12 protein-coding genes are annotated in these 12,677 nt (G+C 67.8%); 10 read left to right on the top strand and 2 right to left on the bottom strand.

The features are described 5' to 3' along the window. Positions 1-21: 21 nt before the first annotated feature. Together ubiG and AB0L82_RS30640 are read right to left on the bottom strand one after the other, a co-directional pair. Positions 22-726: a bifunctional 2-polyprenyl-6-hydroxyphenol methylase/3-demethylubiquinol 3-O-methyltransferase UbiG gene (ubiG, locus tag AB0L82_RS30645; protein ID WP_364643823.1), complete on the bottom strand. Its 705-nt coding sequence runs from the start codon at positions 724-726 to the stop codon at positions 22-24. A 35-nt stretch (positions 727-761) separates the two neighbouring features. Then, positions 762-1,952, bottom strand: coding sequence for an FAD-dependent monooxygenase (locus AB0L82_RS30640; RefSeq protein ID WP_364643820.1), 1,191 nt, complete (start codon positions 1,950-1,952; stop codon positions 762-764). 209 nt (positions 1,953-2,161) lie between these two features. Here AB0L82_RS30640 and fabD point away from each other — a divergent pair, with 209 nt between their 5' ends. Genes fabD through AB0L82_RS30590 form a run of 10 tightly spaced genes read left to right on the top strand, consistent with a single transcriptional unit; the run spans position 2,162 to position 12,667 of the window. Beyond that, on the top strand, positions 2,162-3,121 hold the full coding sequence (gene fabD / locus AB0L82_RS30635; protein ID WP_364643817.1) for an ACP S-malonyltransferase: 960 nt from the start codon (positions 2,162-2,164) through the stop codon (positions 3,119-3,121). Between the two features lie 49 nt (positions 3,122-3,170). Then, positions 3,171-3,572: a phosphopantetheine-binding protein gene (locus AB0L82_RS30630; protein ID WP_364643814.1), complete on the top strand. Its 402-nt coding sequence runs from the start codon at positions 3,171-3,173 to the stop codon at positions 3,570-3,572. Between the two features lies 1 nt (position 3,573). Next, positions 3,574-4,353 carry a 3-oxoacyl-ACP reductase FabG gene (gene fabG / locus AB0L82_RS30625; protein ID WP_364643811.1) on the top strand — a complete coding sequence of 260 codons (780 nt, stop codon included), beginning with the start codon at positions 3,574-3,576 and terminating at the stop codon, positions 4,351-4,353. A 7-nt stretch (positions 4,354-4,360) separates the two neighbouring features. Continuing rightward, entirely contained in the window at positions 4,361-4,807 is a 447-nt protein-coding gene (locus tag AB0L82_RS30620; RefSeq protein WP_364643809.1) for a hypothetical protein, read from the top strand. Beyond that, on the top strand, positions 4,804-6,054 hold the full coding sequence (locus AB0L82_RS30615; RefSeq protein ID WP_364643806.1) for a beta-ketoacyl-[acyl-carrier-protein] synthase family protein: 1,251 nt from the start codon (positions 4,804-4,806) through the stop codon (positions 6,052-6,054). The genes AB0L82_RS30620 and AB0L82_RS30615 overlap by 4 nt, the downstream gene beginning before the upstream one ends. Then, the gene (locus AB0L82_RS30610; protein WP_364643803.1) at positions 6,051-6,440 is read left to right on the top strand and encodes a hypothetical protein; all 390 of its coding nucleotides are present in this window, start codon (positions 6,051-6,053) and stop codon (positions 6,438-6,440) included. The genes AB0L82_RS30615 and AB0L82_RS30610 overlap by 4 nt, the downstream gene beginning before the upstream one ends. Then, the gene (locus tag AB0L82_RS30605; protein WP_364643800.1) at positions 6,437-7,714 is read left to right on the top strand and encodes a beta-ketoacyl-[acyl-carrier-protein] synthase family protein; all 1,278 of its coding nucleotides are present in this window, start codon (positions 6,437-6,439) and stop codon (positions 7,712-7,714) included. Before AB0L82_RS30610 ends, AB0L82_RS30605 begins: the two co-directional genes overlap by 4 nt. Before the next feature lie 14 nt (positions 7,715-7,728). After that, positions 7,729-10,050, top strand: coding sequence for a beta-ketoacyl-[acyl-carrier-protein] synthase family protein (locus AB0L82_RS30600; protein ID WP_364643797.1), 2,322 nt, complete (start codon positions 7,729-7,731; stop codon positions 10,048-10,050). Continuing rightward, positions 10,044-11,120, top strand: a complete 1,077-nt coding sequence (locus AB0L82_RS30595; protein ID WP_364643794.1) for a 3-oxoacyl-ACP synthase III family protein — start codon at positions 10,044-10,046, stop codon at positions 11,118-11,120. The genes AB0L82_RS30600 and AB0L82_RS30595 overlap by 7 nt, the downstream gene beginning before the upstream one ends. Then, positions 11,117-12,667 (top strand): NAD(P)/FAD-dependent oxidoreductase, encoded by a 1,551-nt coding sequence (locus AB0L82_RS30590; protein ID WP_364643791.1) that lies wholly within the window; start codon positions 11,117-11,119, stop codon positions 12,665-12,667. The genes AB0L82_RS30595 and AB0L82_RS30590 overlap by 4 nt, the downstream gene beginning before the upstream one ends. The last annotated feature ends 10 nt before the right edge of the window (positions 12,668-12,677 follow it).

The raw sequence follows: 12,677 nt of genomic DNA, 5'->3' as shown, positions 1-12,677 counted from the left end.
ACGGGACGTCCCCACGCGGTTCTACTTCTTGGCGACGTTCATATACGTCGAGGTGCTGTCCAGGCCCTGCCAGGTCATCAGGCTGCCGTCCTTGCGCTGGCCCAGAATGGTGAGACCGCGCATCTTGTCCAGCTGGGTGAGGCCCGCGCCGGACAGGTAGCCGCGCATCTCGCTCGGCTTGATGAAGTCCTTGTACGCGTGCGCGCCCTTGGGGACGATCTTCATCACGTACTCCGGCATCACGATCATCATGAAGTACGAGACCGGCGTCCGATTGATGGTGTCGTACAAGAAGATTCCGCCGGGAGCCAGCACGCGCGCGATCTCGCGCACGGTCTGCGCCGGATCGGTCACATGCTCGAGCACATCCACACAGGTGACGATGTCGAACGCCCCGTCCGCGTACGGCAGGTGCTCACCGACGCCGACCTGATAGTCGATGGTCTTGCCGGTCTCCTCGGCGTGCGCCCGCGCGACGGCGATGAGATTGGGGGAGGGGTCGATCCCGCTCACCAGAGCGCCACGCGCACTGAGGAATTCGGTGGTGAACCCACCCGCGCAGCCCACGTCCAGGACCTTCTTACCGGTCCAGCTGTCGACGAACTTGTCGAAGTACGCGAACCGCGGGCCCTGAAAAGAGGCCAGGTTCTTCATATTCGAGTCTTCGCTCCACCACTTGTCGGCGAAGGCGCCGAAGAAATAGGGATCGGTGGCCGGCTCGGTCATGGGGTTTCCTTCCGAATTCACAGGGGGGTTCGCGGTCACGGGGCGGTCGGCACGGTGGCCCACCGTGCGGCATAGGAGATCTGGTCGCGTTCGGCGGCGGTGAACGCGAATTTCGGCCAGGCCAGGCGCATGACGAGCTGACGGAGCTGGATGAGGGCCGGATTCTCCACCGCGCCCATCTGCCCGATGAGCCAGGCGGTGCGCTGCATTGCCGCGGTGCGGGGGATGCGCTGCTGTTCGTAGAGCCGCAGGGCCGATGGCACATCGGGGGTGGCGGCGAGTTCCTCGGCCAGGATCGAGGCGTCCTCGAGGGCCTGGCACGCCCCCTGCCCGATATTGAAGGTGATCGGGTGCGCGGCATCGCCGAGCAGGGTCGCCCGATCCCGTCCCCAGCGCTTCTTACTGGGCCGCCGGTCGTAGACGTCACTGCGAATGATGTCCGACTCCGGTGTGGCGGCGAGGATTTCGCTCACGGGGTCGACCCAGCCGCGATGGCGTTCGGCGAGCAGCGCCTTCATATCCGGTTCGTTCGCCCCGCCCGCCGGACCATTGGCCACGCTCATCCAGTGCACGACGCCGGGAGCGACGTCGTAGTAGGTGAAGCGGGTGCCGGGCCCGAAGAGCGCGTGGAAGGTGCCCGGGGGAATCAGGTCGTGGGTGAGCGCCGCTTTGCCGCGCCAGGCGATATAGCCGTTGTAGCGCGGCTTTTCGGCACCGTGCAGCCCGATGCGGACCGTACTGTTGATGCCGTCCGCGCCGATCAGCACATCGCCGGTTTCGGTGCTGCCGTCCGCGAGGCGCACGGTCACGCCGGTGTCGTTCTGCTCGAACGCCACCACCTCCGCACCGGTTCGAACAACATTGCCGCTCAGCGCCTCTCGCAAGGCCCGGTGCAGTATCGATCGCTCCACGGCGATGGTCGGTCGCCCGTACTTCGCGGTGAACGATCCGACGTCCCAGGCCCCGAACACTTCGCCACGTGACGATGCGAATCGGCAGATCTCCTGCGCCGGAGCTATTTTCAGCACCTCGTCGGCGACGCCGAGCTGGTCCAGGATCAGGGTGCCATTGGTCCAGATATGCAATCCGGCCCCGCCGTCCCGCAGCGTTTCGGAGCGTTCGAACACGATCGGGTCGAATCCCCTGTGCTGCAACGCCAGTGCGGCGGCCAGACCGCCGATCCCGCCCCCGGCGATCAGGACTCGGCGGGCCTGTGTCCCTACCATCTGCGCCTCCCGGCAATGCGTAGTGCGATGTCGGGTGCCAGCCTGGCCACCACAGCTGGCCGGGCATCTCGAGGTTGTCTTGAATTCGGTCACGGTCAGTGGTCCGCCCAGTGAACTGCAAGTGGACCGCCCGGCACGCGATCCAGTGGGCGGCACAGTACTGCCCGGCATGCTCAGTTCCAGGCGCTCTGGAGAGGAGATCACGAGCGATGGGTATTGAGCTCGAGGGCCCGATTCTGGGCATGTTCCCAGGTCAGGGGTCACAGCGTCCGGGGATGGCGACCGCCTTGCGCGCCGATCATCATGAGGCGGCGGCTGTCTTCGCGACGGCGGATGCCGTACTGGGGCAGCCGATCTCGCAGCTGTGCAGCACCGGCGGCGAGGAGGAGTTGCAGCGCACCGATATCACCCAGCCCGCCGTGGTCGCCACCAGTCTGGCCATCTGGGATGTACTGCGCGCCAGAGGTTTCGAGCCCGCGGCGGTGGCCGGGCACAGCCTCGGTGAGTTCGCGGCGCTGGCCGCGGCGGGGGTGCTGACCTATGAGCAGGCACTACTGCTGGTCGCGCGCCGTGGCGAACTCATGGCGCGGGTCGGGGAGAGCGTGCCGGGAGCCATGCTGGCGATCATCGGGTTGTCGGCCGAGCGGGTCGAGGAACTGTGCGAACAGGCCACGGGCGCGGAGGTCGCGAACTACAACGAGCCCGAACAGACCGTGATCTCCGGTACCGCGACCGCCATCGCCGAGGTCGAGACCGCCGCGCTGGCCGCCGGAGCTCAGAAATGCGTCCGGCTCAAAGTCGGTGCGCCCTTTCACTGTTCGCTGATGGACGCCATCGCCGCCGATTTCGGGGCCGAGTTGGATCGGCAGCCCTTCGCCGATCCTCGCATGACCGTCATCAGTTCGGTCACCGCCGCACCGCTGCGCTCGGGCGCGGAGGCGCGAATCCTCTTGCGCCGCCAGCTCAGCGGCAGTGTGCAGTGGGTCGGCACGGTGCGCGCCGCGCTCGATGGCGGCAGCACCACGCTGGTGGAGATCGGCCCGGGTCGTGCGCTCACCGGTTTCGCCAAACGCATTGCGCCCGAAGCCCAAACGCTCGGTACCGGCAATCCCAAGAACCTCGCCGCGGTGCTCGCGGCGCTGGAGAACGCACGCGCGATCGCTTCCTGAACCACCGCTTCACGAATAACAGATTCACCACTTTCACGAGGAGTCCCTCATGTCCGAAATCAATTCCACCGTTATCGAAGCCGTGGCCGCCGCCCTCGGGCTCGACGACAGCGAGGTAACCCTGGAGTCGACTCTCATCGATGAGCTCGGCGCCGAGTCCATCGACCTGCTCGACATTCTGTTCCGCGTCGAGCGCAAGAGCGGCATCAAGGTGCAGGCCTCCGATATCGGTGATGCCATCCAGGGCGGTATCCCGGATGAGGAATTCGGCGATGAGAACGAGATCGTCACCGCGGCCGGCCTGGCCCAGCTGGCCAAGGTGATGCCGCAGATCGATGTCGAGGCGCTGGCCGGCAAGCTGCCCGCCGAGCGGATCATGTCGCTGCTGACCGTGCAGAACCTGGTCGACATTGTGATCGGCAAGGCCAAGGCCGCCGAGAATGCGGCCTGATATGGCTGCCGAACTCGACGGTCAAATCGCGCTCGTCACCGGTGGGTCGCGGGGGATCGGGCGGGCGGTGGCGTTGCGCCTGGCCGCCGCCGGTGCCCGGGTCGCGGTGAACTATCGCTCCGGTAGCGCCCAGGCCGAGGACGTGGTGCGCGAAATCGATGCGCGCGGTGGGAAAGCCATCGCCCTGGGCGCGGATGTCGCCGAGCCGGAGCAGGCGCAGACCCTGGTCGAGCGCACCGTCACCGAACTCGGCGGCCTCGACATTCTGGTGAACAATGCCGGAATCGCCAGGGATGGACTGATTTTCAATCTGGCCGAGGCCGATTGGGTCGAGGTCATGCGCACCAATTTCGGCGGCACCTTCAACTGCACCAAGGCCGCCATGGCGCATTTCATGGGTCAGCGCGCGGGCGCGATCGTGAATGTCTCCTCGGTGATGGGGGAGGCGGGCTGGATCGGCGAATCCAACTATGCCGCCTCCAAGGCCGCCATCAACGCGTTCACCCGGTGCAGCGCACTGGAACTCGCGCGATTCGGCGTCCGGGTGAACGCGGCCCTGCCGGGTTTCACCCCGACCGAACTGGTCGGCGGCCTGCTGGCCAAGGGCGGCGGGCGCTCGATCAAACAGCAGATTCCCGTGCGCGAGTTCGCGAGTCCGGAACAGGTGGCCGAGGTGGTCGCCTTCCTGGCCGGACCGGGTGCGGCGTATATGACCGGTTCGCTGGTGCGAGTCGACGGCGGCGCGGGCGCCGCGCTCGGCCTCGGCCGCCCCAAGCTGTGAGGACTGTATGCGATTCCACCTGGTAGACCGCATCGAATCCTGGACACCGCATACCGAGATCCGGGCGCGCAAACTCACCTCGGCGGCCGAGGAGTTCTGGCGCGTGGGACCGGACGGCCCGGTCATGCCGAAACCCCTTGTGCTGGAAGCACTCTGCCAGGCGGGAACCTGGCTGGTCATGCTCAGCAGCGATTACGCCCGGCGCGCGGCACTGCTGTCCATCGAACACGTCGAATTCGAATCCGAGGTGTACAGCGGCGATGTGCTCACCATCGACGGCACGGTCATCTCGAATTCCGATGAGGTCGCCGTGCTGGACGGCACCGTCACCGTCGGGGAGCGGCGGGTGCTGACCGCGACCGGGATGATGTGCGCGCTCATCGACACCGGCAAACTCGATGACCCCGAACGGGTTCGCCTGCACGGGGAACAGCTGCTCGGGGGTGCGTTGTGAGACGGGTCGCGATCACCGGTATCGGCGCGGTGACACCGCTGGGCAATACCGCCGTCGAGACCTGGGCGGGTCTGGCCGCCGGGCGCAGTGGCGTCGGCCCGCTCACCACCTTCGACGCCTCCACCTATCCGGCGCGAATCGGGGGACAGGTCAAGGACTTCCGCTGTACGGACCTGCGGGATCGGCGACTGCCCGACGCGGGACGGTACGGCATCGCCGCCACCCGCGAAGCCCTGGCGCAGGCCGGGATCGGCCCGGGCACCTACGCGCCCGAGCGGATCGGCATAGCGGTGGGAGCCAGTGTCGGCCGCCCGGAATTGCAGACCGTCGTCGATGTCGCGTACCTGCGCGATCAGACCGGGGCCACCGAGATCTATCGGCACGCGCCCCGGGATGTGCTGTACCGCAACGCCAATATCACCCTGTCCGCGCTCGCGGTCGCGGCCGAGGCGGCCGGGCCGATGATCAGCGTCAGCACCGCCTGCGCGGGCTCGGGACATGCCATCGGTGAGGCGTTCCGGGCCATTCAGGACGGTGACGCCCTCGCCATGGTCGCGGGCGGCACCGACACACTGACCAGCTGGATGGATGTGCTCGGCTTCGGACTGCTGGGCGCGCTCACCGTCGACTACAACGATCGGCCCGAAAAGGCTTCCCGCCCTTTCGAAGCCGATCGCTCGGGATTCGTGATCGGTGAGGGCGCGGTCATGGTGGTGCTCGAGGAGTGGGAAGCGGCCATGGCGCGCGGCGCGACCGTCCTCGCCGAATTGCGCGGCTACGCCTCGACCTTGAACGCGTACCGCATCACCGATTCGCCGCCGGACGGCGGTGGCGCGATCAGCGCCATGACCGGCGCGCTCGACGATGCCGGAATCGCGCCCGCCGATATCGATTACGTGGTCGCGCACGGGACCGGGACACCCGGTAACGATCTCTCCGAAACCATCGCCATCAAATCCGTATTCGGGGACAGCGCCGCGCGGTTGGCGGTCAGTTCACCGAAATCCATGACCGGGCACCTGACTTCGGCGGCGGCCTCGCTCAATGTGCTGGCCGCGGTCGGCGCGCTGCGCACCTCGATCGTGCCGCCGACCATCAACCTCGATCGCCCCGATCCCAAGCTCGATCTGGACTACGTGCCCAATATCGCCGCCCATCGCGAGGTCGGTGCGGTGCTGGTGAACGCCTTCGCATTCGGCGGCACCAACACCTGCCTGGTCGTCGCCAAGCCACAGGAGCACGAATGAACCCGGTATGGGAACCGATCCTGGACGGGGTGCTGCTCGTCGAACCCGGGCAGCGCGCGGTGACGGTCCGCAATATCCCGGCCACCCTGGCCATTTTCGACAGCCACTTTCCGCGCTTCCCGGTGCTGCCGGGGGTGCTGCTGCTGGACAGCATGATCGAGACCGCGAAATACGTTGTCGGCGAACCCGGTCCGCCCTGGCAGGCGAGCGAGGCCGGGGTGGTGCGCTTCCGGCACTTCGTGCAGCCGGGGGATCGCGTCATCATCGAGGCGACGCTGACCGCCGCGCCCGGCACGTTCAAGGTGCAGGCCAAGGTCGGTGATCGGGTGGTCGCCACCTGCCGGTCGCTGCGCCTGAGCCCGGTCGAGGCGGTGGTGCCGGTATGAACGAGGTAGTCGTCACCGGTATCGGACTGATCACCGCCCTGGGTGAGGGCCAGGAACCGACCTGGCAGGGACTCATCGAGGGCCGCACCGGAATCGGGCCGATCACGACCTATGAGCCCGCATCACTGCACACGCGCCAGGCCGCGCAGTTGCGGGGCTTCGATGTCCGTACCTACCTGGAGCGCAAGGCCCGCCGGTTCATGGCCCCGGTCGATGAAATCGCCGCTGCCGCGGCATTACTCGCGCTGCGGGACGCGGGACTCGACGTGGCCGAGCTGGATCCGGCGCGCACCGGGGTATTCGCGGGCGGCAACAAGGAACTGTGCCGCCCCGAAGGCGTGGTCGAGGGCGCGCTGGCGGTGCGCGGTGCGGACGGCCGGGCCGACTTCCGCACACTCGGCGAAGTCGCCTCCTCGGTGTTCCCGCCGCTGTTCTACGTCGAGGGTCTCCAGCCCGCCGTGTTGTTCTTCCTGTCCCAGATGTTCGGGGTCCGTGGGCCGAACGCCTATTTCCACGGCACCGCGGAAGCGGGCGCCAATGCCATCGCCCGGGCCGCGCGCGCACTGCGGCGCGGTGAGGCCGACGTCGCGGTCGCGGGCGGATTCGATGATCCGACCTCGTGGTGGCCGATGTCGCATATGGACACCATCGGGGTGCTGTCGGATCGAAATGATCTCGGCCCCTCGGCTTTCCGGCCCTTCGACCGGGCCCGCTCCGGTTCGGTGCTCGGCGACGGCGCGGCCTTCCTCATCCTCGAACGCCGGGACGCCGCACTCGCGCGCGGGGCGCGCTGCTACGCCGAGATCGCGGGCTCCGGCCTGACCAACGACCGGCAGGCGCTCACCCCCGAACCGCACGGGCGGGCGCTGGCCGCCGCCATCACCCGGGCGCTCGACAATGCCGCCATGCCGGTCGATCAGGTCGGGTACATCGCCGCGCACGGCTGCGCCACCCGGCTCGGCGATGTCACCGAAACCCGGGGCATCCGAACGGCATTGGGGTCGGCCGCCGACACCGTGCTGGCCAGCAGTGTGAAACCGCAGACCGGGCATCTGGTCGGCGCGGCCGGTGCGCTCAATATCGCCGTCGCCGCGCTCACCCTGCATCACGCGATCGTGCCGCCGACGCTGCACCTGGAAACACCGGATCCGGACTGTGATCTGGACTGGGTGCCCAAATCCGCGCGCCCGGCCGCCACGCTCACCGGCGCGCTGGCGCTGGCCCGCGGGCTGGCCGGTCAGCAGGTGGCGCTCGCGCTGCGCCCCATCTCGTAGACCCGGAGGAACTCATGTCGAAAACCATCGACCGCATAGTCGTGAGCGGAATGGGGGCCGTCACCGCCTTCGGCATCGGCCTGCAACCGCTGTGGGAGGGTGCGCGGGCCGGTGCGGTCGCCATTCGCCCGGTGGCCGGACTGCCCATGGCCGGATACCGGACCAAGCTCGCGGGGGAGGTGCCCGAGGAGGTAAAGCCCTCGTACGCCGGGATTTCCGATGCGGTGCGGGAGCCGTCGCTGGATTTCGCGCTGGTCGCCGCCGAGGAGGCGCTGACCGCCAGCGGACTCGCGAAGCTCGTACCGCCGCAGCGCTGGGGCGTGGTGTTCGCGACCTGCAACGGTGGATTGGTCAGTGGGGAACAGGCATTGCGCGCCGAGGCGAGCGGGCAGCCCGCACCGTTCGAACAGCTGTTGCTGGTGTCACCGCAGACCATCGCCGAGGTGATCGGCGCGGCCTTCGGATTCGGCGGGCCGGTGCTGTCGGTGAACACCGCCTGCGCCTCCGGTGCGCACGCCATCGCGCACGCGGTGGAACTGCTGCGCGACGGGCACGCCGACGCGCTGCTGGTGGGCGGCAGCGATTCGCTCTCGGGGGTGACATTCGCGGGATTCAACAGCCTGGAATCGCTGTCGCCGAATCCGGCCGCGCCGTATTCGAAAGGGCGCGACGGGCTTTCGCTCGGCGAGGGCAGCGGCATGCTGGTGCTCACCCGGGCGGAGATCGCGGCGGCGCACGATGCGCCGGTACTCGCCGAGGTGCTCGGCTACGGGCTGTCGGCGGACGGATATCACGCCACCGCACCGCATCCCGAAGGCGCGGGGGCTGCCCGCGCCATCGTCGCGGCACTCGCCTCGGGCGGTGTGCGGCCCGAACACGTCGGCTATGTGAACGGACACGGCACCGGAACGCCCAAAAACGATCCGGCCGAAGTCGCCGCGGTCCGAACGGCTTTCGGCGATGACACCGCGAAAACCCTGTTGAGCAGCACCAAATCGATGATCGGGCATCTGCTCGGCGCGGCGGGCGCGGTCGAGAGCATCGTGACCGTACAGGCGCTGCGGGAGCAAACCGCGCCGCCCACGGCCGGATTCCTGGAAGCCGATCCGCACTGCGCCATCGATGTGGTGCCCGGCGGCTCGCGGCCCCTGGACACCGCGGCCGCGCTATCCAACAATTTCGCGTTCGCCGGGGCCAATGCCAGCATCCTGTTCGGACTGCCCGGCCGGATCGATATTCCGGCACCGGCCGATGAACCGATCGTCATCACCGGACTGGCCGCGCTCGGACCGGACTGGAACACCATCGAAGGACTGCACACCGCGTACCGCGACTACTCCGCCGCCGACCGCAGACCCGACCGGTTCGCGGCACTGCTCGGCAACCCCGAATGGGAGCTGCCGCCGCGTGAACGGCGTCGCGTCGACCGGCTCGGCAGGTACGCCATCATGGCCTCCGCCATGGCGCTCGCCGATGCCGGACTGGCCGGGGCGGAGCGACCCGCACCGCGCATCGGCGTGGTGCTGGGCACCGGGCTCGGACCGCTCGCCAGCATCGAGGAATTCGTGGTGCCGCTGGTCGACTCCGGGCCGGAGAGCGCCAATCCGGCGGTGTTCCCGAACACCGTCTACAACGCCGCCGCCGGACAGGTCGCCATGAAACTCGGGCTCACCGGGGTGACCTCCACGCTCACCGCCGCGCACGCCGCGGGTGCGGCCGCGCTGTGTGTCGCGCGCGATCTGCTGCGCCGAGGAACCGCCGACGCCATCGTGGTGCCCGCCGTCGATACCTTCTGCGCCGCGGCGCAAACCGCGTACGGACGCCTGCCCGCGTTCGCGCGGTCACCCGAATACATTCCCACCGAGGGCGGATACGGCATTGTGCTGGAACCGCTTTCGAAGGCACTGGCGCGCGGTGCGGTGCCGCGCGCGGAATTCGCCGGATTCGGTATGGCCTCCGACGGTCGCGGCATCGGCGAATTCGATACGGACGGCAGCGGTTTCGAACGCGCCATGCGGGCCGCGCTCACGCATGCCGGGCTGACCGCTGCACAGGTCACGCGCATCCAATCCAACGCGGCCGGGATCGAAGCCTTCGACACCGCCGAATTCGCCGCCATCGGACGGGTTTTCGACAGCACCGAACCGTTCGTCGAAACGCCCAAGCGGTGGCTGGGCGAACCGGTCGGCGCGGGCGCGCACCTGGCCATCGCGCTCGCGGCCGAACAGCCGCTCGACAAGCCGGTGCTGATCAACAGTTCCTCGCCGGGCGGCACCCATATCAGCGTGGTGCTGACCCCGGTGCGCACCGCCGACGACAGGAGTACATCGTGGTGACGATCGCCGGCACGGGCGCGTATCTGCCCGGTATACCGCTCACGAACGACGATATGGCGGGGCTGTGCGGAACCCTGCCGCCCGAGGTGCTCGAGGGTTTGCAGGTGCAGCGCAGGCACTGGGCCATCGATCCGACCTCCGGCCGCCACCTGGTCAGCAATGGGGAGATGGCGGAGGCCGCGGCACTGCAGGCGCTCGAACGCGCCGGGATCGAACCCGGGGATGTCGAACTGCTGGTCATGTCGACCTCCAGCCCGGAATACCATCTGCCCGCGCAGGTCACGTTCGTGCAGGCGCGACTCGGGCTGACCCGCTGCGCGGTGGTCGAGGTGCGCTCGGGCTGCGCGGGAGCGGTGCAGGCGCTCGATATCGCCTGGCGCATGCTGGAATCCGGGCGGTATGCCAATGCGGTGGTGATCGGCAGCGAGATCATCTCACCGCTGCTGTTCCCGTATTTGCGCAGCGGTGATCCCGAGGCCGTGCGGTTGCGGGATCGAATCTCGTTCTACAACTTCGGCGATGGCGCGGGCGCGGTCGTGCTGACATCCGGCGACGGCCCGGATCGATTGCACGGCAGCGTGAATGCCTGCATCGGCGGTGATCGCCAGCCAGGTATGCACATCATCGGCGGCGGCACCCATGCGCCGATCGCCGAACAGCTGGCCGCACGGCAGATGGTGCGATTGAACCTCGACGTCGTGCAGTCCGAGAAATTCGGGCCGACGGTCTTCGTGGAAGCCCTCGACGCACTGCTGCGGGCGAGCGATCTGACCATCGACGAGATCACCGGATGCGTACTGCCCGAAGGCAACGCGCCCTACTTCACCGCCGAACTCGAATCCGCGGGCATGTCCGCCGAACAGTGGAAGACCGTGCAATCCAAGATCATGGAGAACCTCTCCGATGTGGGCGCGACCGGCTCGGCGGCGGTGCCCATCGCACTCGACGACGCCTGGCAGCACGGGCGCATTCGCCCGGGTGACAAGGTGCTGCTGCTCGGAATCGAAACCAGCCGTTGGATTTACGCCGGAATGGCGTTGACCTGGACGGCAGAGAAGAGCCCGCGATGACGATTCTGGTGGATGCCGCCCGGGACAGCTATGACGTCGTGGTCATCGGCAGCGGGCTGGGCGGCCTGACCGCCGCGGCGCTGCTCGCGCGGACCGGGCGCAGCGTGCTGGTGGTGGAACGGCACAACCGGCTCGGCGGTTACGCGCACTCGTTCACGCATAAACGGCAGATCTTCGATTCGGCGGTGCATCTGATCGCCGGTGCCGAACACGGCGAGAGTGGATTTCCGAGCATGCTGCCGCTGCTGCTGGACTACCTCGGGGTCGCCGATCGGTGTGAATTCCGGCAGCTGGATTCGCTGTACCGGGCCATGTTTCCCGGCACCAGCGTCGACATCCCCACCGGGCCCGAGTTTCTCGACGTCCACACCCGGCTCTTTCCGCAGGAGAAGCTGGGACTGCGCCGCCTGCAACGGCTTTCCACACAGCTGGCCCGTGAGGTGATGCGGACGCCACCGGATCTGCCGTCCGAGGATCTGCTCGCGGCCGGACTGCCGCTGCTGCACGAATACCAGCATCGGACCGTCGGAGAGGTCTTCGATCAGCATTTGCGCGATCCGAAATTGAAGGCGCTGCTGGGCACGCTGTGGCCGTATCTCGGTGTGCCGCCCAGTTCTGCGGCCTTCGACACCTGGGCTCCGATGCTGATGAACTATGTGGATCTGGGCGTCTACTACTGCGTCGGCAGCTTCCAGAATCTGGTCGACGCCATCGCCGCGAGCCTGACCACCGCCGGTGGTGAGACGCTGCTGAAGACGTCGGTGCGGCGCATCACCGTCGAGAACGAACGCGTCACCGGGGTCGTCCTCGACAATGGGCAGCGCATTCGCGCGCAGACCGTCATCTCCAATGCCGATCCGCTCCAGACCTGCGATGAGCTGATCGGCGAAGCTGTTGTGGGACAGGAATATACGAAGCGACTGCGGGATATGCGACCGTCGCTCTCGGCTGCGGTGGTGTTCCTGGCCACCGATCTGCCGCTCGAGGAGATGGACGTCGCGCACGAGACCTTCCTGTACGACCACTGGGATCACGACGTCGTCTACGACCGCATGAATGCCGGTGAGGTGCCCGCGCTCGCGGTAACCGTTCCCACACTGAGTGATTCATCGCTGCTGCGCGGGCGGGCCAAACACCTGGTGACGCTGTCCACGCTCATCGCCTACGACGCGGTGGACTCGTGGCGGGCGCACAAGCCGCGCTATGAGCAGCTCATGCTGGAGAAACTGGAGCAGGTGATACCCGGGATCGGCGGGCATATCGACTTCGCCGAAGCCGGGACACCGCGAACCATGGAGCGCTACACGCTCAATCAGCAGGGCGCGATCTACGGCTGGGCGCACACCCCGGACCAGAGCTCCACCGATCGGATGCCGCATCGCGGGCCCGTCGACGGGCTCTTCTTCTCCGGGCATTGGACCCAGCCCGGCGGCGGGGTGCTCACCGTGGTCAGCTCCGGCATCCAGACCGCCGAATTGGTAGCGGGCGCACCGGTTTTCGTACCGGCCTTCGATCGCATCGATCGCTTTCAGGCATCCACCAGATAAAAGGGGTATC

This window comes from Nocardia sp. NPDC052001 (genome assembly GCF_040680615.1).
Lineage (GTDB): Bacteria > Actinomycetota > Actinomycetes > Mycobacteriales > Mycobacteriaceae > Nocardia.
This window is presented reverse-complemented; position numbering and strand designations above follow the sequence as displayed.

Coding starts and splice junctions, on each gene's coding strand:
- AB0L82_RS30600 (WP_364643797.1), top strand. CDS start 7,729: ATGTCGAAAACCATCGACCGCATAGTCGTGAGCGGAATGGGGGCCGTC.
- AB0L82_RS30620 (WP_364643809.1), top strand. CDS start 4,361: ATGCGATTCCACCTGGTAGACCGCATCGAATCCTGGACACCGCATACC.
- AB0L82_RS30590 (WP_364643791.1), top strand. CDS start 11,117: ATGACGATTCTGGTGGATGCCGCCCGGGACAGCTATGACGTCGTGGTC.
- AB0L82_RS30610 (WP_364643803.1), top strand. CDS start 6,051: ATGAACCCGGTATGGGAACCGATCCTGGACGGGGTGCTGCTCGTCGAA.
- AB0L82_RS30605 (WP_364643800.1), top strand. CDS start 6,437: ATGAACGAGGTAGTCGTCACCGGTATCGGACTGATCACCGCCCTGGGT.
- fabG (WP_364643811.1), top strand. CDS start 3,574: ATGGCTGCCGAACTCGACGGTCAAATCGCGCTCGTCACCGGTGGGTCG.
- fabD (WP_364643817.1), top strand. CDS start 2,162: ATGGGTATTGAGCTCGAGGGCCCGATTCTGGGCATGTTCCCAGGTCAG.
- AB0L82_RS30630 (WP_364643814.1), top strand. CDS start 3,171: ATGTCCGAAATCAATTCCACCGTTATCGAAGCCGTGGCCGCCGCCCTC.
- ubiG (WP_364643823.1), bottom strand. CDS start 726: ATGACCGAGCCGGCCACCGATCCCTATTTCTTCGGCGCCTTCGCCGAC.
- AB0L82_RS30640 (WP_364643820.1), bottom strand. CDS start 1,952: ATGGTAGGGACACAGGCCCGCCGAGTCCTGATCGCCGGGGGCGGGATC.